The sequence below is a fragment of the Nitrospira sp. genome, from assembly GCA_030692565.1.
In the GTDB taxonomy this organism is placed as follows: Bacteria; Nitrospirota; Nitrospiria; order Nitrospirales; family Nitrospiraceae; genus Nitrospira_D.
Genome location: JAUYAO010000019.1, coordinates 21,397 through 40,265, shown reverse-complemented (window position 1 = coordinate 40,265; position 18,869 = coordinate 21,397). Strand labels below are relative to the sequence as shown.

26 protein-coding genes are annotated in these 18,869 nt (G+C 59.1%); 23 read left to right on the top strand and 3 right to left on the bottom strand.

Going from position 1 to position 18,869, the window contains the following annotated elements; genetic code table 11:
- From Q8N04_04540 to Q8N04_04430, 23 genes are all read left to right on the top strand, one after another.
- On the top strand, positions 1 to 198 hold a 198-nt coding region (locus Q8N04_04540; GenBank protein MDP3089920.1), incomplete at its 5' end, for a hypothetical protein.
- A 111-nt stretch (positions 199 to 309) separates the two neighbouring features.
- The gene (locus Q8N04_04535; protein ID MDP3089919.1) at positions 310 to 579 is read left to right on the top strand and encodes an STAS domain-containing protein; all 270 of its coding nucleotides are present in this window, start codon (positions 310 to 312) and stop codon (positions 577 to 579) included.
- Positions 579 to 1,676: a methyl-accepting chemotaxis protein gene (locus Q8N04_04530; protein MDP3089918.1), complete on the top strand. Its 1,098-nt coding sequence runs from the start codon at positions 579 to 581 to the stop codon at positions 1,674 to 1,676. Before Q8N04_04535 ends, Q8N04_04530 begins: the two co-directional genes overlap by 1 nt.
- 64 nt (positions 1,677 to 1,740) lie before the next feature.
- Positions 1,741 to 2,112 carry a response regulator gene (locus Q8N04_04525; protein MDP3089917.1) on the top strand — a complete coding sequence of 124 codons (372 nt, stop codon included), beginning with the start codon at positions 1,741 to 1,743 and terminating at the stop codon, positions 2,110 to 2,112.
- A 90-nt stretch (positions 2,113 to 2,202) separates the two neighbouring features.
- On the top strand, positions 2,203 to 4,395 hold the full coding sequence (locus tag Q8N04_04520) for a chemotaxis protein CheA (protein ID MDP3089916.1): 2,193 nt from the start codon (positions 2,203 to 2,205) through the stop codon (positions 4,393 to 4,395).
- Between the two features lie 79 nt (positions 4,396 to 4,474).
- Complete coding sequence (locus Q8N04_04515) at positions 4,475 to 4,999, top strand: hypothetical protein (GenBank protein ID MDP3089915.1); 525 nt, start codon at positions 4,475 to 4,477, stop codon at positions 4,997 to 4,999.
- Positions 5,000 to 5,157: 158 nt separating this feature from the next.
- On the top strand, positions 5,158 to 5,688 hold the full coding sequence (locus Q8N04_04510) for a chemotaxis protein CheW (protein MDP3089914.1): 531 nt from the start codon (positions 5,158 to 5,160) through the stop codon (positions 5,686 to 5,688).
- 47 nt (positions 5,689 to 5,735) lie between these two features.
- Positions 5,736 to 7,502 (top strand): methyl-accepting chemotaxis protein, encoded by a 1,767-nt coding sequence (locus Q8N04_04505; protein ID MDP3089913.1) that lies wholly within the window; start codon positions 5,736 to 5,738, stop codon positions 7,500 to 7,502.
- A gap of 177 nt (positions 7,503 to 7,679) precedes the next feature.
- Complete coding sequence (locus tag Q8N04_04500; GenBank protein MDP3089912.1) at positions 7,680 to 8,141, top strand: DUF420 domain-containing protein; 462 nt, start codon at positions 7,680 to 7,682, stop codon at positions 8,139 to 8,141.
- Between the two features lie 4 nt (positions 8,142 to 8,145).
- A complete protein-coding gene (locus Q8N04_04495; GenBank protein MDP3089911.1) occupies positions 8,146 to 8,964 on the top strand; it encodes a protein-glutamate O-methyltransferase in 819 nt (272 codons plus the stop codon).
- 5 nt (positions 8,965 to 8,969) lie between these two features.
- Positions 8,970 to 9,584 carry a hypothetical protein gene (locus Q8N04_04490; GenBank protein ID MDP3089910.1) on the top strand — a complete coding sequence of 205 codons (615 nt, stop codon included), beginning with the start codon at positions 8,970 to 8,972 and terminating at the stop codon, positions 9,582 to 9,584.
- 9 nt (positions 9,585 to 9,593) lie between these two features.
- Positions 9,594 to 10,676 carry a chemotaxis response regulator protein-glutamate methylesterase gene (locus Q8N04_04485; GenBank protein MDP3089909.1) on the top strand — a complete coding sequence of 361 codons (1,083 nt, stop codon included), beginning with the start codon at positions 9,594 to 9,596 and terminating at the stop codon, positions 10,674 to 10,676.
- A gap of 16 nt (positions 10,677 to 10,692) precedes the next feature.
- Entirely contained in the window at positions 10,693 to 11,025 is a 333-nt protein-coding gene (locus Q8N04_04480; GenBank protein ID MDP3089908.1) for an STAS domain-containing protein, read from the top strand.
- Positions 11,026 to 11,075: 50 nt separating this feature from the next.
- On the top strand, positions 11,076 to 11,423 hold the full coding sequence (locus Q8N04_04475) for an STAS domain-containing protein (GenBank protein ID MDP3089907.1): 348 nt from the start codon (positions 11,076 to 11,078) through the stop codon (positions 11,421 to 11,423).
- A 13-nt stretch (positions 11,424 to 11,436) separates the two neighbouring features.
- Positions 11,437 to 12,636, top strand: coding sequence for a SpoIIE family protein phosphatase (locus tag Q8N04_04470; GenBank protein MDP3089906.1), 1,200 nt, complete (start codon positions 11,437 to 11,439; stop codon positions 12,634 to 12,636).
- Complete coding sequence (locus Q8N04_04465; protein MDP3089905.1) at positions 12,633 to 12,992, top strand: Hpt domain-containing protein; 360 nt, start codon at positions 12,633 to 12,635, stop codon at positions 12,990 to 12,992. The genes Q8N04_04470 and Q8N04_04465 overlap by 4 nt, the downstream gene beginning before the upstream one ends.
- The gene (locus Q8N04_04460; protein ID MDP3089904.1) at positions 12,989 to 13,888 is read left to right on the top strand and encodes a response regulator; all 900 of its coding nucleotides are present in this window, start codon (positions 12,989 to 12,991) and stop codon (positions 13,886 to 13,888) included. Before Q8N04_04465 ends, Q8N04_04460 begins: the two co-directional genes overlap by 4 nt.
- Before the next feature lie 196 nt (positions 13,889 to 14,084).
- Positions 14,085 to 14,321, top strand: coding sequence for a hypothetical protein (locus Q8N04_04455; GenBank protein MDP3089903.1), 237 nt, complete (start codon positions 14,085 to 14,087; stop codon positions 14,319 to 14,321).
- Between the two features lie 204 nt (positions 14,322 to 14,525).
- A complete protein-coding gene (locus Q8N04_04450; GenBank protein ID MDP3089902.1) occupies positions 14,526 to 14,753 on the top strand; it encodes a hypothetical protein in 228 nt (75 codons plus the stop codon).
- Positions 14,729 to 15,112 (top strand): CBS domain-containing protein, encoded by a 384-nt coding sequence (locus Q8N04_04445; GenBank protein ID MDP3089901.1) that lies wholly within the window; start codon positions 14,729 to 14,731, stop codon positions 15,110 to 15,112. The genes Q8N04_04450 and Q8N04_04445 overlap by 25 nt, the downstream gene beginning before the upstream one ends.
- A 34-nt stretch (positions 15,113 to 15,146) precedes the next feature.
- Entirely contained in the window at positions 15,147 to 15,278 is a 132-nt protein-coding gene (locus Q8N04_04440) for a hypothetical protein (protein MDP3089900.1), read from the top strand.
- Positions 15,275 to 15,796, top strand: coding sequence for a phosphate-starvation-inducible PsiE family protein (locus Q8N04_04435; protein MDP3089899.1), 522 nt, complete (start codon positions 15,275 to 15,277; stop codon positions 15,794 to 15,796). Before Q8N04_04440 ends, Q8N04_04435 begins: the two co-directional genes overlap by 4 nt.
- 9 nt (positions 15,797 to 15,805) lie before the next feature.
- The gene (locus Q8N04_04430; protein MDP3089898.1) at positions 15,806 to 16,054 is read left to right on the top strand and encodes a hypothetical protein; all 249 of its coding nucleotides are present in this window, start codon (positions 15,806 to 15,808) and stop codon (positions 16,052 to 16,054) included.
- Between the two features lie 412 nt (positions 16,055 to 16,466).
- On the opposite strand, the gene phoU is transcribed toward Q8N04_04430, so the two are convergent.
- From phoU to pstA, 3 genes are read right to left on the bottom strand one after another with little or no spacing between them, the layout of a single operon-like run.
- The gene (gene phoU / locus Q8N04_04425) at positions 16,467 to 17,156 is read right to left on the bottom strand and encodes a phosphate signaling complex protein PhoU (GenBank protein MDP3089897.1); all 690 of its coding nucleotides are present in this window, start codon (positions 17,154 to 17,156) and stop codon (positions 16,467 to 16,469) included.
- 18 nt (positions 17,157 to 17,174) lie between these two features.
- On the bottom strand, positions 17,175 to 17,960 hold the full coding sequence (pstB, locus tag Q8N04_04420) for a phosphate ABC transporter ATP-binding protein PstB (protein MDP3089896.1): 786 nt from the start codon (positions 17,958 to 17,960) through the stop codon (positions 17,175 to 17,177).
- Positions 17,961 to 17,964: 4 nt separating this feature from the next.
- Positions 17,965 to 18,849: a phosphate ABC transporter permease PstA gene (pstA, locus tag Q8N04_04415; protein MDP3089895.1), complete on the bottom strand. Its 885-nt coding sequence runs from the start codon at positions 18,847 to 18,849 to the stop codon at positions 17,965 to 17,967.
- Positions 18,850 to 18,869 lie beyond the last annotated feature (20 nt).

Genomic DNA, 18,869 nt, shown 5'->3' with positions numbered 1-18,869 from the left:
TATGCCGACTCCCGGCCGCTCGTCGAGAACCTCACGCCCGAACAGCGGGCCAAAAACCGGCGGGTTGAAGTGGTGATCCTCGAACATGCGCCGGTCCGGCCGGAGCAACAAGACAATGCGTTCCCCTCTGCGCCGCTGGATGACATACCGACAGAACTGCAGTCCCCAGGGTCAAGCAGCACCCCCTCGACGAATTAATCGCAGATATTCTTCACAACGAGCTCAAGATCGCGCACACCGCGCCGATATGGTAGTGCTTCGATAGTTCGTAAGGGATACGGACTTTTTGGATTCACGACAGGAGGCTCGATGACGGACCCTTTGCTTCTAGCCCCCAGCGGCGACCTGACGATATTTGAAATCAGCGACTTCAAAACCCAATTGCAGGCGGGCTTGAAACAAGGCCAGGGCATCACTGTCGATCTTGGAGAAACAGGAACCGTGGATGCATCCGCGCTCCAGCTGCTCATCGCGGCCTGTCTCCACGAGTCGGTGCAACTCATCAATGTACCAGCTCGCGTCACAGAACGGTTCGCTCAGATGGGATGGACGCGGCCGAAAGGACAAGGGCTCACGTGATGTGGAACGAAGTCGCGTTCGCTGCGATGGGAGTCGTCTGTGGCGCCCTGGGGATGGCCGGGTATTGCCGGCGCCGCCTGGCTATCCGGCTCGCGGAGGAAACGGCGCGCCTCGAAGCGACGCAGGCGAAGACCAGCACGCGCTACCAATCCGCCGTTTGCGCCACGCTGGCGCCGCTCGTGCCGATCATGAACGGCCAGTTGCAAGGCGTGATCGCGCAGAGCGAACAGGCGATCCTCGACTTGGGCCAACGCTTTCAAGAGATCGCCCATCGGGCCAAGGAACAGGCCAACGAATCCGCCGCGCTCTTTTCGAACGGAGACGAGGACAACGTAGACGTCGTGGGGGAAACCTCCAAGATGCTCGACCAATTTGTCAGGGACGTGGCGCAATCCTCGACCATCGCCATGAGTGTGTCCACGACGATGGACAAGATGGATTCCAGCACCAAGGCCATCAGCGGCATTCTCGGCGAGATCACCTTTATTGCCGACCAGACCCGGTTACTGGCGCTGAATGCCGCCATCGAAGCAGCCCGAGCCGGGGAGCATGGACGGGGCTTTGCCGTGGTGGCAGACGAAGTCACGAAGCTCGCGAACCGTTCTGGGCAAGCCGCGATCAATATCAAGAAGCTCGTCATGGATGTGCAGCGAGAAAGCCAGCAGGCGATGACCGAGGTCGAGGAACTTGCGTCCATCGACCTCACCAAGACCTTAGCCTCAAAGGAAAAACTCGATCATATGACGAAGACCCTCACGGAAAAGAACGACGCCCTGCGCTCGAATGTCGGCAACACGCAACTCAGCGCCGAACGGTTAGGCCAGGATATCGCCGCTATCGTCATGGCCCTGCAGTTCCAGGATAGCGCCCGACAGAAACTCGAGCATGTCATCGAGCCTTTAAAAGTGTTGCAGGAGGATCTCCTTGCAGCCACCCGCGGGGTGGCTCCCGAGTCGTTCAACGGGACGACGGAGTACGTGCACAAGCTCCAGCAGAGCTACACCATGCGGGAGGAACGGCAGGTGCATTCCACGAACCTGGGCACCGATCAGGGCGCCGCCCAGCAGGCGGCCCATGAGGATATCGTGTTGTTTTAGGCAGTCATGCGCAGGGATACCGCGTCGCACGGAACCGATAACGCCACACCGGGTGGAGGATGACATGGGAAAGACAGTGTTGATCGTAGACGACTCATCGACCATGCGGCAAATGGTCGCTTATACCTTGAAAGGGGCGGGATATGAGATCGTCGAGGCCGGCAACGGCAAGGAAGCCGTCGGCAAGTTGAACGGCGGCGCCAAACCCGCCCTGGTCGTCACCGACCTCAATATGCCCGAGATGGACGGCATTACCCTCATCCAAGAGATTCGGAAGATGCCGGCCTTCAAATTCACGCCGATCTTGATGCTCACCACCGAGTCGGCCGATGACAAGAAGAAAGCGGGACAGGCCGCCGGCGCAACCGGCTGGATCGTCAAGCCCTTCAATCCCGAACAAATGCTGAAAGTCGTCCAAAAAGTATTACCCGGTTGACAACCGTGAAGGGTGACCCGTGATGTGTGATCAGTCGGATCTTGCATTGTCTCCACATCACCCTTCACTCCTCACGCATCACGAGGCCTTATGAGCACTGATCTCTCCCAATTTCAGGACGCCTTCTTTGAAGAGTCGTCGGAACACCTCACCGCAATCGAGGACGGATTGCTGCAACTCGAACAGCGTCCGGACGATCTCGATCTCCTGAACCGGATCTTCCGGGCCGCCCATTCCATCAAAGGGAACAGCGGGATGTTCGGCTTCACCGCCGTGGGTCAGTTCACCCATAAGATGGAAACGCTCCTGGATCAACTGCGGAACGGCAAATTTTCCGTCACCCCTGAGATTACCGACATCCTCCTACGGTCGACTGACCAGCTCAAGATTCTGATCGAAGCCGCCAGAGGCGGAGCGGCGCCCGATACGGACCTCTTGCGACAGCTTGAACAGCAACTCGCTGCTGCAGCCGAAGGCGGAGAGGCTCCGGGGAGCACGCCTTCCACACCCTCGTCTGCATCGCCCACTACCTCTGCCGCGGCTTCCTCCGCACCCGGCCTTCATCGCTTTCGCATCAGGTGGGCCGCTCCGACCTGGCTGTTTCAACGAGGGCTCGATCCCGTTCGCATGATCGGCGAACTTGAAGACCTCGGCACGATCGTCTCGCGCCGGCTCGATACCAGCCGGTTTCCTGCATTCGAATCCCTGGATCCTGAGTCCTGCTATCTGACCTGGACGCTGGAACTCGAGACGCCCAAAGAGCAGGCAGTGGTCGAAGGGGTCTTCGATTTTGTTCGGGACGAAGGCGAACTCACCATTGAAGAATGCGACCAGGGACGCGTGACGCGTCACGAGCCAGATTCTTCTTCCGTCACCAGTGACCAGTCACCCGTCACTTCTAAAGACAGCGAACCTAAACCATTAGGCGAAATCCTGGTCGAAAGCGGCGTGGTCTCACGCGAAACACTGGACAAAGCGCTGTCTCAACAGAAGCGGCTCGGAGAGATTCTGGTCGAGCAGCACGCGGCGACGCCCCAACAGATCTCCCAGGCGCTGCAGAAACAGGGCGATACCGCCACTCAGGCGAAGAAAGGCGGGGATGCCGCTTCGATTCGCGTGGATACCGGCAAGATCGACAAGCTGATCAATCTGGTCGGAGAGCTGGTCATCACCCAATCAATGTTGAGCTCGCTGGGCACCCGGTTCGACATGAGCCAGCTGCCCGTCCTGGTCGAGCGGGTCGCTCAGCTGGAACGCAATACCCGAGAAATCCAAGAGCGGGTCATGGGCATTCGCATGCTTCCCATCGGCAGTACCTTCAGCCGCTTCCCCCGACTGGTGCGCGATCTGTCCGGCAAATCCGGGAAGAAGATCCAGCTCCTCCTCTCGGGCGAAGAGACCGAACTCGATAAAACCGTCATCGAATCGATCGGCGATCCGCTCACGCACCTGGTCAGAAACTCCGCCGACCATGGGCTGGAGCCACCGGAAGAACGCCTCGCCGCCGGCAAGCCGGAACTGGGCACGATCCGCATGAATGCCTTTCATGAAGGGGGCAGCATCTGCATCACGGTCGAAGACGACGGGCGCGGGCTGAACCGGGACAAGATCCTGGCCAAGGCCATCAAGCAAGGCCTGATCGCAGACGGGGAGAAGCTCTCCGACGATCAGATCAACGGATTGATTTTCCGACCGGGCTTTTCCACAGCCGACAAGATCACCGACGTGTCCGGCCGGGGCGTCGGCATGGATGTCGTGAAAAAGAACATCCAAGCCCTCGGCGGAACCGTCAGCATCAAGACCGCGCTGGGCAAAGGCACGACGTTTACCCTCAAGCTCCCGCTGACCCTGGCGATCATCGAAGGGATGACGGTGCGGGTCGGACGGGAAAGTTACATTATCCCGCTGGTCTCGATCCTGGAATCGATTCAACCGACGGCGGCGTCCGTCAAGACTATTACCGGTAAGGGCGAAGTGGTGGAAGTGCGCGGCTCGTACCATCCGATCGTGCGCCTCTCCGAGGCCTTTTCCATCGAGGCGGATTGTCAGGATCCGACCAAGGCGATTCTGGTCATGCTGGAAACCGAGCAGGAGCGCGTGGCGGTCATGGTGGATGAGCTGCTGGGACAACAGCAGGTGGTCATCAAGAGCCTTGAAAAGAACTTCCGAAAAGTCGAGGGCATCGCCGGCGCGACGATTCTCGGCGATGGAACAGTCAGCTTCATCCTCGATGTGCGGGGCTTGATCGAACTCAGCCGTCACGGACTTTCCGTCGCGGCATGAACGGGATGGGAAGCGTGAAGCGGGAAACATCAGAATCCGGAAACGGACGACGCTTCACGCAGAGCGGTGAATCGCAATCATGTTCGAGACGGACTCACTCCGAGAGGCCAAGATGCTGTTCGATACGGCTGACCCGATGATCAAGCGCTTCGACGCGGTCATGGAGTTGCGCGTAGGACAATTTCAGGAGCGCGCGCAGTTCTCGAAATTCTTGATCCATGTATTCATGGTCTTCGGCATGCCGGCGATCGAGATGCATCTGAAATCCCTCGGCGACCGATTGGATATCGTGGCGAAGTCCTTCAACCAATACACCAGTATGACGTTTGATGTCCTCAGCGGTCATTTCCGTGGACTGGCGGAGCGCCGCCATGTCCTGACGGAGTTCCGTCGCCGTGGTGTCGGTGGCTTGGCGGAGCGCCGCTATGTCCTGGCGAAGTTCCGTCGCCGTGGTGTCGGTGGACTGGCGGAGCGCCGCCATGTCGTGACGCAGCGCCGCTATGTCCTGGCGGAGGCCTTCGGTAACCGCTGTCACGATCCGTTCAACCTGTGTCAGGGATTCGGAATCCATAGCCGTCCTCTCGTGCGACGGCGCAAAGTGTAGGGATTCTGACGGGGGAAGTCAACGCGAGGGGCATCAGGATCATGAGGGGAGATGACCAGAACAGGACGGACCGTTGCGGCCAATCCTGGGCCGGCCAGTCGAATGCGCCGGGTTTCTAGAGAGACGAGACAGACCCGACAGACTACAAGGAGGATTCTATGGCAGCAGGCATGACACAGACGCCCGCCACCCTCAGCGCTGAGACGACGGCCGGCCTCGGTCTCGCGACCGGCGGAAATCAGTTTCTGAGCTTCACCCTGGGCGACGAACACTACGGCGTCGATATCCTGCGCGTCCAGGAGATCAAAGGCTACACCGCCGTCACCCGCATCCCCAACACCCCAGGCTTCATCAAGGGCGTGCTGAATCTGCGCGGCACCATCGTGCCCATCGTGAATCTGCGCAGCAAGTTCGGGATGCCGGAAGTCGAACCGACCATGTTCACCGTGATCGTGGTCGTCGTCGTGCGCGATCGCATCATGGGGGTGATCGTGGATGCCGTGTCGGACGTTCTGGATATCGCCGCCAAAGACATTCAGCCCCCTCCGCAATTCGGGACCAACGTCGATGTCAGCTTTCTCAGCGGAATCGGCAAATGCGGGGACAAGCTGGTCTCCTTGCTCAATATCGACCAGGTCCTCACCGCCGATGAGACAGAAGCCATGCACGCACTCGACAAGGCAGCCTAACGCATTCGCGCGACAGCGTTCGCAACCATCATCGAAAGGACGTCATCATGTTCAGTTGGTTCAACAATATGAAAGTGGGCAGTAAGTTAATGCTGGGCTTTGCCGCCATGGGAGCGCTCATGGCCTTTGTCGGTTATATGGGCATCACGAATATGGGGACGATCACCCAATCCACCGACAATATCTATACCGTGCAGCTCAAGCCCCTCATGACTCTCACTAAAGTGCGTGGCCTGGTGTACCAGATGCGCTCGCAAACGATCACGGCATTGCTGACCGCCAATGCCGCCGACCGCGAGGACTCGCTGGCCAAAGTGAAAGAGCTGAACAAACTCGTCGACGAGAACCGGGAGAACTTTGCGAAATCCATCAAGGCCGAGCTTGTCCAAAAGGCTTACGACGATTTCGCCAAGGTCTATGACGATTATCGAGCCTATCGGGACAATACCGTGTTCCGTCTGTTGCTGGCCGGTGATCATGCGGGGGCACTCGCCGCCATGAAAGGCGACGGAGCCGTGAAATTCAAAGCCTCCATCGACGCGATCAACAACCTGGTGGACATCAAAGTGAAAATCGCTCAAGGGAAATACGATGAAGCCCAAGCGATCTATGCCAACTCGAAGATGCTGTTGACCGGCATCATCATCGGCGGCATCGTTCTCGGCATGTTCCTCGGATGGATCATTGCCCGCATGATCGCCAACCCGCTTCGGCAGGTCGGTGAAGTCGCCTTATCTGCCGCAGAGGGCAATCTGACCCGCCGTGTCGCCTGTGATACCAAAGACGAAATCGGCACCATGGCGCAAGCCTTCAACGACATGATGGAACGCTTGACTGCGGTCGTGACCACGGTCCGGCACGCGACCGACAGCGTGGGGGCGGCCTCGGAACAGATCACCAAGGGGAACGAAGATCTGGCGCAGCGCACCAGCGAGCAGGCCAGCGCACTGGAGGAGACCTCGGCTTCAATGGAAGAATTGACCTCGACGGTCAAGCAGAATGCCGACAACGCCAAGCAGGCCAACCAACTGGCCATCGCCGCCCGCGATATTGCCGACAAAGGCGGGGCCATCACCACACGCGCAGTCGACGCCATGGGCGAGATCAACAAGAGTAGCAAGAAGATCGCCGACATCATTACCGTGATCGACGAGATCGCCTTCCAGACGAACCTCCTGGCCTTAAATGCCGCCGTCGAGGCGGCCCGGGCAGGGGAGCACGGGCGAGGCTTCGCAGTGGTGGCTGCCGAAGTCCGCAACCTGGCCCAACGCTCCGCCACAGCAGCCAAAGAAATCAAGGGACTCATCAACGAGTCTATCCAGCGCGTCTCCGACGGCAGCGAGTTGGTCAATCAATCCGGCAAAACGCTGGAAGAGATTGTCAGCTCCGTCAAACGCGTCACAGACATCATCGCCGAGATCACGGCTGCGTCACAGGAGCAGGCGAGCGGAATCGATCAGGTGAACAAGGCGATCATGCAGATGGACGAAACCACGCAGCAGAACGCGGCGCTGGTGGAAGAGACGACCTCGGCCAGCCAATCCATGACGGAGCAGGCCAAGGAACTGATGACCCAGGTGGAAGTCTTCAAAGTCCCCCATAGTGAGGGACACGGCAGCCAGAAACGCGAGCATCACGCGGCCGCCCGCCCGGCCGCCAAGCCGATGGCAGCGGCAAACGGTCACGGGCCCAAGCCGGGTCTGAAGAAACCGTCCCCGGCCGCCAAGCATGGGGATGAGAAGGTTCCAGCCGGCGTCGGAGCGGGCAACGGCCATGATCGTCGCCGGAAGGACGATGACTTCGAAGAGTTCTAGATTCCAGCCCTTGCGCGGGGTAGGCACACTCTGCCTACCTCGCGCCCTCCAAGGCGATTCTCCCTCCCGCACCGTATAAATTCGGCTTTCCCCAAGATAGGCCAGTAAAGAATCCACACCAACCGACCGATACAGAGACGTGGCCGCTCATGCGCCACCACCACCGGAGAGGATGACATGGATCTGAAATCACTCCTTTGGTACGTCGTGCTGACCAGCATCACCGGCGCGTATTTTGTGGCGTTAGCCGGGGTGCGATCCGCCAAAGTCCACGATGTTTCGCATCACTCCCGACGGATGATCATTGCCTGCACCGTGGTCGGGATCTGGCTGATCGCCTATGTGCTCAAACAATCGCTGTTTGGGCGGGAGCAATTCGGGGGAGCCCCTCAACAGTACTGGACGATGTATCTCCCCATCTTTGCCACGCACATGCTGTTCGCCGTGACCACGATCGGACTGGGAAGCTACAACCTCTACATGGGCTTGCATCGTCTGCGCTATGGCAGTGTCGGCGCCATGGCGGCCGGAATGACCACGCATCGGAGACTCGGGCATCTCCTCATGTGGACCTTCTCCGGTACGATCGGGACAGCCTATCTGGTCTATATGATGATTTTCGTCTGGTACAAGGGATAACGGGATGGATTACCCAATCAGCAAACAGGAATACGACCGGATCCGCACGCTGCTCTACGACGAAAGCGGGATCTCGCTCGGGGATAATAAGCAATCCCTCGTCGTCTCCCGCCTGTCCAAACGGCTGCGCGAGCTGGAGATCGACAGCTTCGCGGCCTACTACGACCAGGTGACGCAGGACGACAGCGGCGGCGAATTCACCCGGATGCTGGATCTGCTCTCAACCAACAAGACCGATTTCTTTCGCGAGCCCAAACACTTCGACTATCTCAGAGAGCAGATCCTGCCGACGCTGGAACGAGAGAAACGGATTCGGATCTGGTCCTCGGCCTGTTCAACCGGGGAAGAACCCTACACCATTGCAATCACCCTCCACGAAGCCATCACATCGCCGGCTCAGTGGGATATGGGGATTCTGGCTTCCGACATCTCGACGCGAGTTCTGGCTCACGCCGCCGCAGGACTGTATGGCGAGGAACGAATCACGACCGTCTCGCCGGACATCGCACGAAGGCACTTATTGAAGGGCCGGGGCAAGAGCGCCGGTCTGGTCAAAGTGAAGCCGCACCTCTCCAAGCTCATCACCTTCCGCCGGCTCAATCTGATGAGCGACACGTTCCCTATTCGGTCACCGTTGGATCTAATTTTTTGCCGCAATGTGATGATTTATTTCGACCGCCCGACGCAAGAGCGGCTCATTGCCAAGTTCCACCGCTACTTAAAGCCGGGCGGCCACTTGTTCATCGGACATTCTGAGAGCCTCCAGTGGATCAAGCATGAATTTTCGACCATCGCCCCCACGATTTATCGGAAGGGGACCTAGCCGGAATGCCTACCCTGGACACTGAGCATTTTAGTCATATCCGGCGCATGACGGATCGGCGCTTTCCTCATGAGATCGCCTCGATCCTGCCCGGAGAATTCTTTGTCAGCTGCGAACCGATGGTGGTCTATACCGTGCTCGGCTCCTGCATCTCGGCCTGCATTCGCGATCCCATCTCCGGAGTGGGAGGCATGAATCACTTCATGCTGCCCAAACCCAACGAGCATCAGTCCAGTGATGCCTGGGGCGGGGAGTCGACCCGGTATGGCTCGTTTGCGATGGAGCAATTGATCAACGGCATTCTCAAGCGCGGCGGCATGAAGCACCGCCTCGAGGTGAAGCTGTTCGGAGCGGGACGTATTTACGAAGGGAATATCGACGTCGGTGCGCGGAACATCGAATGGGTTCTGCACTACCTGAAGAATGACGGGTTTGGGATCGCCAAGAGCGATCTGGGCGATGTGTTTCCAAGAAAGGTCTACTACTTCACGGAGTCCGGCCGTGTATTGATGAAGAAGATTGAACGGATCAAAAACACGACCATCATCGACCGCGAGGCGGAATACTCCCGCCATCTCAAGCAAGAGGAACAAGTGCAGAGCGATATCACATTGTTCTGAGAGGTACTCATGGCCAAGATACGCGTCCTGAATGTCGATGATTCCGCGCTGATGCGCCAAGTCCTGGCGCTGCTGCTGTCGAAAGACCCGGACATCGAAGTGGTGGGCTCAGCTCCGGATCCCTACATTGCGCGCGAAAAGATCAAAGCGCTGAATCCCGACGTGATTACCCTCGACGTGGAAATGCCCAAGATGGACGGGCTCACCTTCTTGGAGAAATTGATGCGGGGCCGGCCCATGCCGGTCGTGATGGTCAGCTCCCTGACAGAGGCCGGATGCCAGACCACGCTCCGGGCCCTGGAACTCGGCGCGGTCGACTATATCACCAAACCCAAGCTCGATCTTCGAGAGGGCATGGGGCAGATTGCAGAGGATTTAATTGAGAAGGTGAAAGCCGCCGCCATGGCCAAGTTGAGGAAACCCGTCAACGGTCAATCGTCAATAGTCAATCGTCCCCTCTCCCTAGCCCTCTCCCCTGGGGGGAGAGGGGTGGGTGAGGGGGCCATGATCAAGACGACCGATACCATTATTGCGATCGGCTCCTCAACCGGCGGAACGGAAGCGGTCAAAGAGGTCCTGGAAGTCCTTCCGCCAAACACGCCTCCCATTCTGATCACCCAACATATGCCTGAGCACTTCACCAAAACATGGGCCGACCGGATGAACCAGATTTGCCGGATCTCGGTCAAAGAAGCGCAGGATGGGGATAGCGTACTCCCGGGCCATGCCCTGATCGCCCCGGGCAGTTATCACATGACGCTGGTGCGCAACGGCGCCCGCTATTCCGTGCGCATCAATCAAGACCCGCCGGTCAATCGGCACCGGCCTTCCGTGGATGTGATGTTCGACTCTGTCGCGCGGTATGCCGGCGGCAACGCCGTCGGGGTCATCCTGACCGGGATGGGCGGGGACGGCGCCAAAGGCATGCTCACGATGAAACAGGCCGGCGCCTATACTATCGCGCAGGATGAAGCGAGTTGTGTGGTCTTTGGAATGCCCAAGGAAGCCATCAAGTTAGGCGGTGTCGACAAGATCCTCCCCCTGGGAGACATCGCCAGTGCCGTGCTGACTCATGTATCTCACCATTCTTAAACTCTGGAGGTTTGTCATGCAGATCGTGCATCGTTCCTATCGCAATGCCGATGTCCTCGACATCACCGGGCAGTTCAATTTCGGAACCCGGAAAGATTTCTCTGCCGCAATCGAGAAGGTGAAAACGTGCGCGCATGTCATTCTGAATTTCAAAAGCGTTACGTTTGTCGACAGTGCCGCGATCGGACTGCTCGCGCTGGCTGCACAGCAATTCAAAAGCTCCAACCGGAGCTTGTCCTTGGTCGGCGCGCAAGGAACAGTGAAACAAGTGTTGAACCTGGCCCATATCGAGCAAATGATTCCAACCTTTGCGAGTGAAGACGCCGCGCTGAGCAAAAAAGCCGCCTAAGCGCAGAGGCCGATTGTTGCGACCCGACCAATCAGATTGAAAGGATAACCATGATGCAGATTAAAGAACGACCGATTCCCAACGCCGTGATCCTCGACCTGAACGGAGATCTGACCTACGCCCATCGTGACGTGTTCAAAGCCGCCGTGGAGACCTTGCGCCAAAAAGGCTGCCGCCATGTCATTCTGAATATGGCCGAGGTGCGGTTCGTCGATAGCTCGGGCCTGGGCCTGCTGGCGCTGGTCTCCCAGAACTTCAAGCTCAATCAGGGCAAAGTCAGCATGCTCAGACCCCAGAGCTATGTGCGGGAAATTCTGGGACTGGCCAATATCCCGAAGCTGATTCCGGTGTTCGATAACGAACAGGATGCGGTGAACGGGAAAGCCCAGGCCGCGTAGCAATTGAACGACCATGAATCCTGATACCCTTTCGAAACCCGCTGTGTCTCCGGCTGTCGCCACCGTGCTCCTGGTGGATGACGAGCCGGTCAGCCGTTTGAGTATGGCCGCACGCCTGAAGCGGATGGGACTTCGCGTCCTCGAAGCCGGCAATGGAAAGGAGGGGCTCGCCATTCTTCGGCGTGAGCGTCCGGATCTGACGATCCTGGACTGGGTCATGCCGGGAATGGATGGACCCACGGTCTGCGAGCAGGTCCGGCAAGACCCCGACATTCTGTCCAGTCAACTCATCCTCATGACCTCCCACGACCAACCGGAACAAATCGCCGAGGGTTTGGCGCGGGGGGCCGACGACTTCCTCAGCAAAGCCGCCAGTAAGCAGGAGATCCTGGCCCGCGTGCAGTCCAGTCTCCGCGCCGCCTCGCTGGTCCGCAGCATTGAAAGCGCGCGTGATGAGCTGCGCGCCAAGCAGGACGAGCTGGAGCGCGAACTCCGGTCAGCCGCAGACTACATCCACTCCCTGCTTCCGGCAGCCGGCAACGCCACGCCCGGTATCCGCATGTCCTGGATCTATCGCCCCTCGCTGGCCTTGGGAGGAGACCTCTTTAACTTTTCCACATGGGACGATCAGTCGGCCTACTTTTACATCCTGGATGCCTCCGGTCACGGCGTATCTCCCGCGTTGCGCGCCGCCTCCTTCGCCACGTTCCTGAGAGCCGAAAATCTCCGGCATTGCATCAGGCAGAACGATCCAGCGGCGATGCTGGTTGAAGCCAATCGACGGTATCCCCTGACCGAAGACGGCAGCTACTTTACGATCTGGATCGGATCCTTCGATCGAACCACCCATCAGCTGCGCTACGCGACGGCCGGTCATGGCGGCGCGCTCATGCAACGGCGGGACGGCAGCATCGAATGGCTGACCCACGCCCACCTTCCCCTGGGATTTGAACCGGACAGCGCCTACGAGCTCACGACCGTCCAGATTGCGGATGGAGATCGCGTGATTCTGATGAGCGACGGGATCTACGAAGCGCCTGCGCCTACGGGAGAACTCTGGGGAACCACGCGTTTGGAGACCACTCTTATGGCACATCGGTCCGCACCACTCGGGGAGGCGCTGCCGGCGCTCATGGCGGAAGCCGAACGCTGGCATGGGTCTCCGGTCTTTCCCGACGATGCCGCGTTGCTGGGATTGGAGTTCCGGCTATGAGCGCCGACGTCGTGTTTAATCTTGCCGAAGCGCTCACGCGGGTCGATGAGGACGAAGACCTGTTTCACACACTGGCTGAATTGTTCGTCGAGCAGGCACCCATAGATATGGCTGCTACACAGGCCGCGCTCGATGCCGGGGATGCCGAGGCCTTGGCTCGCGCCGCGCACCGGATGAAAGGCGCCATTTTGCAATTTTCCGCTCCCCGTGTGTTCGAGGCGACCAAAGAGCTGGAAGCCCTCGGGAAAGCCGGCACCTTGGACCGCGCCGCGACGGTGTGCGCCCAAGTCGATCGGGAACTCCAACAACTCATTGCGGCGCTGCGCGCATACGTCGCAAACGGATCTGCATCATGACGACTCCCGTCCCGTCCTGCACTGTCCTGGTGGTCGATCCCTGCCGGGAGACGCAAGCGCAGATCCTGGGCCATATGCAAGATCGGGGGTTTTCCGTGATCACGGCGTCCGACCCGAGCACGGCGCTCGCGACCATCGAGCTCACGGCCCCGGATATCGTGTTGACCGATTCGTTCCTCCCGGAAGGCGCCGGCCTGACCCTGACCAAAACGCTTCGAGCGCGACATGTCCCGTGCCCGGTCATCGTGATGGCCGCGCATCAATCCGAGCAGGCGGTCATCCATGCGCTGCGCGCCGGAGCCGTGGATTTTCTGCAGAAGCCGATCGGCGTGGAAGAGCTGGCGCATGCGCTGCAACGCGCGCGCTATCTGCTTCCGGCCGATATGGCGGATACACCAGGCCTTGTGCGCTCCGACTACGCCCTGACCGTCGATTCAGACCCGCGGCATATCCCCGGCATTGTGTCCTGGCTGATCAGAGCCACGGCCGGGGCCTTGTCCGATACCACACAGCTCCATCTCCGAGGCACGCTGCAAGAGTTGCTGCTCAACGCCGTCGAGCACGGCAATCTGGAGATTTCCTACCAGGTCAAGCAACAGGCCATCGATCAGAATCGGCTGAGCCAACTCGTGCAGGAACGTCTGGCTCAACCGCGCCTGGCCCAACGCACCGTCACGATCCATGTGCATTGCGACCGTCAGGCCGGACATCTGGAATATCGGATTGCCGATCAGGGGAAAGGGTTTCAATGGAAAACCTTGCTGCATCGGGCCACGACACCCTGCAACGCCGAAGATGCCAGCGGACGGGGGATCTTCCTGGCTCGTTCGTTCTTTCCCAATCTTTGTTACAACGATCGCGGAAATGAAGTGACGGTGCAGATCCCTATCGACTGACAACCTGAAGGAGGTCGGTCTGGTCTATCTCGTCTGTCTGGTCGAACTGGATGGACCGAATAGACCAGACAGACCGAACAGACCAGACAGACTAAATAGACCAGACAGACCCGTCGACTCTCACGCCTGCTCTTGACGCCACCCCCTCGGAGGCTCTATCTTCCGGCATCATCCGTCTGCCACTGGGAGGTTTTGCATGACCAATCGCCTCATCGTCGCATCGCTCCTCCTCTCAGGGCTCCTCGCCGGTTGCGGAGGCAGCAATTGGGTCCACCCCAATAAACCGTCCTCGGAATTTACGAACGAATATAACCGCTGTCAGAATCTCGTACTCCGCGATCCGAAGCTTCAGCAGGGGAGCCAGTTGCTGATCCTCAACGCCACCGAGCGCTGCCTGCAGCGGGAGGGCTGGCGCATCGTGGAAAGCGAATAGCCCCTCGTTTCACGCGTGCTCATACGCTCGACCGGCCGACCCTTCCGCGGAGAGCGCTGTCTCCGGTGCCACGATTCCTGCAAAACGACTCTCATCCTGCGAGTTAACCAAGAGTTAACCCATCGGTGATCCCCCTGGAATAACCGGGCGGTACAGTTTGCCCATACAAGGAGCCGGTCTCAGAGGCTCCAGGAAAGGCGAACCATGACGCAGGAAATCGGGCTCTTCATCGGATTACTCTCCCTCAGCCTCGCGGTGCCTCTCGCCTATGCCGGCCAAACCCTGCTCGGGCTCCGGGGAAAGACCTGTGTCCCGTTGCTTCGCACACGCGATGCGGCCGGCGTCTCCCATCTCATCAACCGGGCGATTCCATCGCTCTCGCAACCACCCGTTCAAAGGAGGTTTCTATGGTCACAGTCAGTCACATTATGACCCCTCGTGTCGTCCACATCGAAGCGGGCACCTCGGCGATCGATGCCGCCAAATTGATGACGCGGCACAAGATCGGCAGCGTCTTCGTCAAGAAGAACAACCAGTTCATCGGGATCGTCACGGAGCCGGACATCGTCCGGAAGGTGGTCGGAGCAGACCGCGTGCCCTACTACATTCCGGTCGAAGAGATCATGAGCAGCCCCATCGTCGGGATCGATGAACAGCGGCCCATTACGGAAGCCGCCGACCTCATGGAACTCCATGGCACGCGCCATCTGGCGGTATTCAAGAGCGGCGCAATCGTCGGCACGCTTTCCGTCCGGGATCTCCTTCACCCGGTCTCCATCGACGAATTTTAGAGAAGACAGACACTATGAACCGGAGAACACATTGATGTTATCGCAAGTCATCGGTGAGGCCTTGCTCGTCGGCTTCCAGGGCCTGGTGGTCCTGGGGCTGTTCCTGTTTCTGCAATCGCTTTGGCGCGATCTGGCGTTCCTCTTTTTTGGAAAGGAGAGTCTATGATCGGCAGCCTGGCATCGGCTGAAACCCGTCTGCGTCTGCCCCGGCTCTGGCAGCTCTTCGCGTCGCCGGATCTGACCCTGCTCTGGGAAAAAGGGACGCAGGCAGTCCTGAGCCTCCTCATTGTCACCATCCTGGTCGGACTGGCGGGCGGAGTCATCAAGACCTTTATCGGCCTGCGGCTCCTCTTGACCGCCGACATCGATCAGGGTCTGCGTCACCTCATCGTCAACACACTCATGCTGCTGGCGGTGGTGGAAGTCCTGAAGACGACGCTGGCCTATTTTTCAGACGGCCGCGTGCGCGTCACCTTTATCGTCGATACCGTCCTGGTCGTCATGTTGACGGAAGTGATTTCCCAATGGTTCACCGGCGGAGACTGGCAGAAGCTCGCCATCCTGGCGGTGATTCTCCTCACACTCGGACTCATCCGGGTATTGGCCGTCCGGTTCAGTCCGGCGCAACCGGCTCATTCCGCACCATCGCCAACCATGGGCCCGATCTTCTCATCCACACTCTAGGAGGATTGTATGTCTGCTCAGGCACTTCTCGACACACCAGCCCCCAGCCGGATAGGGAGCGAATCGCTTGAATCCGTCATTCTCGGGCATCTCGAAGAACAAGCCGTGATCGGGTTGGATGCGCTCGTCATTCTTCTGCCCGAGTATAGCTGGAGCCAGATCTTCCACGTCGTCGACCGCTTGGCCCGCAGTGGGGGAATTACCTTGCGCCGGCACCGCTCCGAGTACACGCTCTTCTCCGCGCACTACGCCGCCTAGCGGGCAGAGCTATACCGCCTCTTCGTTTCTCCTGCGTTTTCCTCCACAATACTTATCACGGGGAAAGGATGCCCCCTCTCTTCCCTGCGAGTAAGATACAGCATCCTCTATCCATTCACCGCTTCCGGAAATCGAGTGAGGCAAATACCTGGGACTTCGCCTGTCGTGTGGCGCCACCCTTTTTCGATGCCTCCCCTTCGTAAGGGGAGGGGAGGTGGGGTCGAGTCTTCGCAGGCTGTCATGCCCTCGTGTCTGTCGTGCGAGGCCGAGTGGGCGCTCAAAGATTCGACCTCCCCTTGCCCCTCCTTACCAAGGAGGGGCAAGGGGAGGCAAGGGGAGGGCATAGATGGCGTCAAGCCGTGGGCGCAAGACCATTCCATTACCCACGGGAAACCATGAAGCGCGATCCGAGCTAGCTATTCAGGGACGTGTTCGGCTGGACAGCAGGAGGGGTCATGTGTCGCACGATCTTGCCTTCCACCATATAGATGACCAATTCGCCGATATTGGTGGCGTGATCCGCGATCCGTTCGATGTATTTGCCGATAAAGGTGAGTCGAATAGCCCGCGTAATGGTGGAGGGGTTTTCGATCATGAATGAGACGAGTTCACGAAAGAGTTGATGGGTCAGATTATCGACGAAGTCATCGTCGGCACAGACTTTTCGAGCCAGGGCCGCATCCTGCCGGACAAAGGCATCCAGCGCTTCATGCACCATCTTCATGGTCCAGGCGGCCATGCGCGGCAGATCGATATAGGGCTTCAGCTGCGGTTCTTCATTCAACTCGATGACCCGCTCGCAGATATTTTCGGCGAGATCGCTCATGCGTTCGAGTTCTGTGGAAATCTTCATCGCCGTCGTGACAAACCGCAGGTCTTTTGCCGCGGGCGCCTGCAAGGCCAACAGACGGATGCAGGCTTCGTCGATCTCCACATCGTAGCGATTGACCAGCGTGTCGCGCTCGATGACCTGCCCAGCCAGCACGGCATCGCGTTCGATCATGGCCGTAATCGCGCGCTCGATCTGCTCTTCGACCAACGCCCCCATTTGGAGCAAACGGTCTTTCAAGTCACCGAGTTCCTGATCGATATGTCGTTGCATGCTGCCTGCTCCTGCCCATCACCCGAAACGACCGGTGACATAGTCTTCCGTCAGTTTGACGGATGGATTAGTAAACATCTTCTCCGTACGATCGAACTCCACCAACCGCCCCTCGTACATGAAGGCCGTGTGGTCCGAAACTCGCGCCGCCTGCTGCATATTGTGCGTCACGATAACGATCGCAACCTTCTGCTTCAGTTCCGTCACGAGTTCTTCGATACGTGACGTCGCGGTCGGATCCAGCGCCGAGGTCGGCTCATCGAATAAGAGGAGTTCCGGACTGGTCGCCAGAGCCCGGGCAATACACAAACGCTGCTGTTGCCCGCCTGAGAGATTCATCGCGGATGCCTGGAGCCGGTCTTTGACTTCTCCCCATAAGGCCGCTTCTTGCAGCGCCCGCTCGACCACCATATCCAGATCGGCTTTCGATGACACCCCTCTGATCCGCATCCCGTACGCCACATTTTCATAGATGGACTTGGGGAAGGGGTTGGGCTTTTGAAACACCATCCCGATGCGCATCCGCACCTCGATCGGATCGACCTCAGGCCCCACGATATTGACCCGGTCCGGATACAGAATGACAGCCCCTTCGTAGCGATTTCCTGGATACAAGTCGTGCATGCGGTTGAAACAGCGCAAATAGGTGGTTTTCCCGCAGCCGGAGGGACCGATCAGCGCCGTCACACAGCGGTCATAGACCGGGAGGGACAGGCCATGGAGCGCCTGCGCCCGGCCGTAAAAGAAATTGAGCCCCTGCGACTCCGCTTTGAGGACCGTTTGCGATACATCCAAGGCTTTCATGGCATCACCAGTGGATCCGTTTTCTGAACCGCGCCCGAATGACGATCGCCACCGCATTCATCGCCAGACTCATGGCCAGCAAGATCAGACCGGCCGCCGCCGCATTGACGTGAAACTCCTCTTGCGGTCGGGACACCCAATTGAACATTTGAATCGGCATCACGGTGAAGGGATCGAACAGCCACTCGAACGAGACAAACGGAAACTCTCCCTGCCATGGCGGGTGGGGGAGAAAGGCGATGAACGACAGGGCCCCGACGGTAATCAGCGGGGCCGTCTCGCCGACGGCCCGCGAAAGCGCCAGAATCATCCCTGTCAGAATGCCGCCCATCGAATAGGGCAGGACATGATCCCGGACGGTCTGCCACTTGGTGGCGCCGAGCGCATAAGCCGCTTCGCGCACGGCAGGGGGCACGGCCCGAATCGCCTCGCGAGTCGCAATGATGACCATCGGAAGAATCAACATGCCCAGGGTCAGCCCGGCAGTCAGAAAGCTTTGCCCCAGGTGCAGCTCATAGACCAGCAGCCCGAGGGCCATGAGCCCGTAGACGATCGACGGCACGCCGGCCAGATTGGCGATGTTGATTTCAATCACCTCGGTCAACCGGCTTTTCGCGGCATATTCTTCCAGATAAATGGCGGCTCCGATCCCCAAGGGAACGGCCGTCAGCGCCGTCAGCAGCATGACCAAGAGGGTGCCGATCCAGGCGGTCAGAATGCCGGCTTGCGCCGGAAACCGGGACGGGAAGGACGTAAGAAATTGCCAGGACAACCGGCCGGCCCCATCGGCCGCGAGTTGCCCCACCAGGGCGAACAAGACGAGCAGGGCGACGCCCATCACGAGGAGTCCTTCGAAGGCAAAGAAGCGATCGAGGCCCTTGCGCCGCATGATGCGCCGTTGCAGGGCGG

Excerpts from the sequence above, each read along its gene's own strand:
- phoU (MDP3089897.1), bottom strand. The coding sequence starts at position 17,156 with ATGCAACGACATATCGATCAGGAACTCGGTGACTTGAAAGACCGTTTG.
- Q8N04_04480 (MDP3089908.1), top strand. The coding sequence starts at position 10,693 with ATGCAGATCGTGCATCGTTCCTATCGCAATGCCGATGTCCTCGACATC.
- Q8N04_04490 (MDP3089910.1), top strand. The coding sequence starts at position 8,970 with ATGCCTACCCTGGACACTGAGCATTTTAGTCATATCCGGCGCATGACG.
- Q8N04_04430 (MDP3089898.1), top strand. The coding sequence starts at position 15,806 with ATGTCTGCTCAGGCACTTCTCGACACACCAGCCCCCAGCCGGATAGGG.
- Q8N04_04435 (MDP3089899.1), top strand. The coding sequence starts at position 15,275 with ATGATCGGCAGCCTGGCATCGGCTGAAACCCGTCTGCGTCTGCCCCGG.
- Q8N04_04455 (MDP3089903.1), top strand. The coding sequence starts at position 14,085 with ATGACCAATCGCCTCATCGTCGCATCGCTCCTCCTCTCAGGGCTCCTC.
- Q8N04_04465 (MDP3089905.1), top strand. The coding sequence starts at position 12,633 with ATGAGCGCCGACGTCGTGTTTAATCTTGCCGAAGCGCTCACGCGGGTC.
- Q8N04_04515 (MDP3089915.1), top strand. The coding sequence starts at position 4,475 with ATGTTCGAGACGGACTCACTCCGAGAGGCCAAGATGCTGTTCGATACG.
- pstA (MDP3089895.1), bottom strand. The coding sequence starts at position 18,849 with ATGCGGCGCAAGGGCCTCGATCGCTTCTTTGCCTTCGAAGGACTCCTC.
- Q8N04_04505 (MDP3089913.1), top strand. The coding sequence starts at position 5,736 with ATGTTCAGTTGGTTCAACAATATGAAAGTGGGCAGTAAGTTAATGCTG.
- pstB (MDP3089896.1), bottom strand. The coding sequence starts at position 17,960 with ATGAAAGCCTTGGATGTATCGCAAACGGTCCTCAAAGCGGAGTCGCAG.
- Q8N04_04500 (MDP3089912.1), top strand. The coding sequence starts at position 7,680 with ATGGATCTGAAATCACTCCTTTGGTACGTCGTGCTGACCAGCATCACC.
- Q8N04_04525 (MDP3089917.1), top strand. The coding sequence starts at position 1,741 with ATGGGAAAGACAGTGTTGATCGTAGACGACTCATCGACCATGCGGCAA.
- Q8N04_04470 (MDP3089906.1), top strand. The coding sequence starts at position 11,437 with ATGAATCCTGATACCCTTTCGAAACCCGCTGTGTCTCCGGCTGTCGCC.
- Q8N04_04460 (MDP3089904.1), top strand. The coding sequence starts at position 12,989 with ATGACGACTCCCGTCCCGTCCTGCACTGTCCTGGTGGTCGATCCCTGC.
- Q8N04_04445 (MDP3089901.1), top strand. The coding sequence starts at position 14,729 with ATGGTCACAGTCAGTCACATTATGACCCCTCGTGTCGTCCACATCGAA.
- Q8N04_04450 (MDP3089902.1), top strand. The coding sequence starts at position 14,526 with ATGACGCAGGAAATCGGGCTCTTCATCGGATTACTCTCCCTCAGCCTC.
- Q8N04_04485 (MDP3089909.1), top strand. The coding sequence starts at position 9,594 with ATGGCCAAGATACGCGTCCTGAATGTCGATGATTCCGCGCTGATGCGC.
- Q8N04_04495 (MDP3089911.1), top strand. The coding sequence starts at position 8,146 with ATGGATTACCCAATCAGCAAACAGGAATACGACCGGATCCGCACGCTG.
- Q8N04_04475 (MDP3089907.1), top strand. The coding sequence starts at position 11,076 with ATGATGCAGATTAAAGAACGACCGATTCCCAACGCCGTGATCCTCGAC.
- Q8N04_04530 (MDP3089918.1), top strand. The coding sequence starts at position 579 with ATGTGGAACGAAGTCGCGTTCGCTGCGATGGGAGTCGTCTGTGGCGCC.
- Q8N04_04510 (MDP3089914.1), top strand. The coding sequence starts at position 5,158 with ATGGCAGCAGGCATGACACAGACGCCCGCCACCCTCAGCGCTGAGACG.
- Q8N04_04535 (MDP3089919.1), top strand. The coding sequence starts at position 310 with ATGACGGACCCTTTGCTTCTAGCCCCCAGCGGCGACCTGACGATATTT.
- Q8N04_04520 (MDP3089916.1), top strand. The coding sequence starts at position 2,203 with ATGAGCACTGATCTCTCCCAATTTCAGGACGCCTTCTTTGAAGAGTCG.
- Q8N04_04440 (MDP3089900.1), top strand. The coding sequence starts at position 15,147 with ATGTTATCGCAAGTCATCGGTGAGGCCTTGCTCGTCGGCTTCCAGGGC.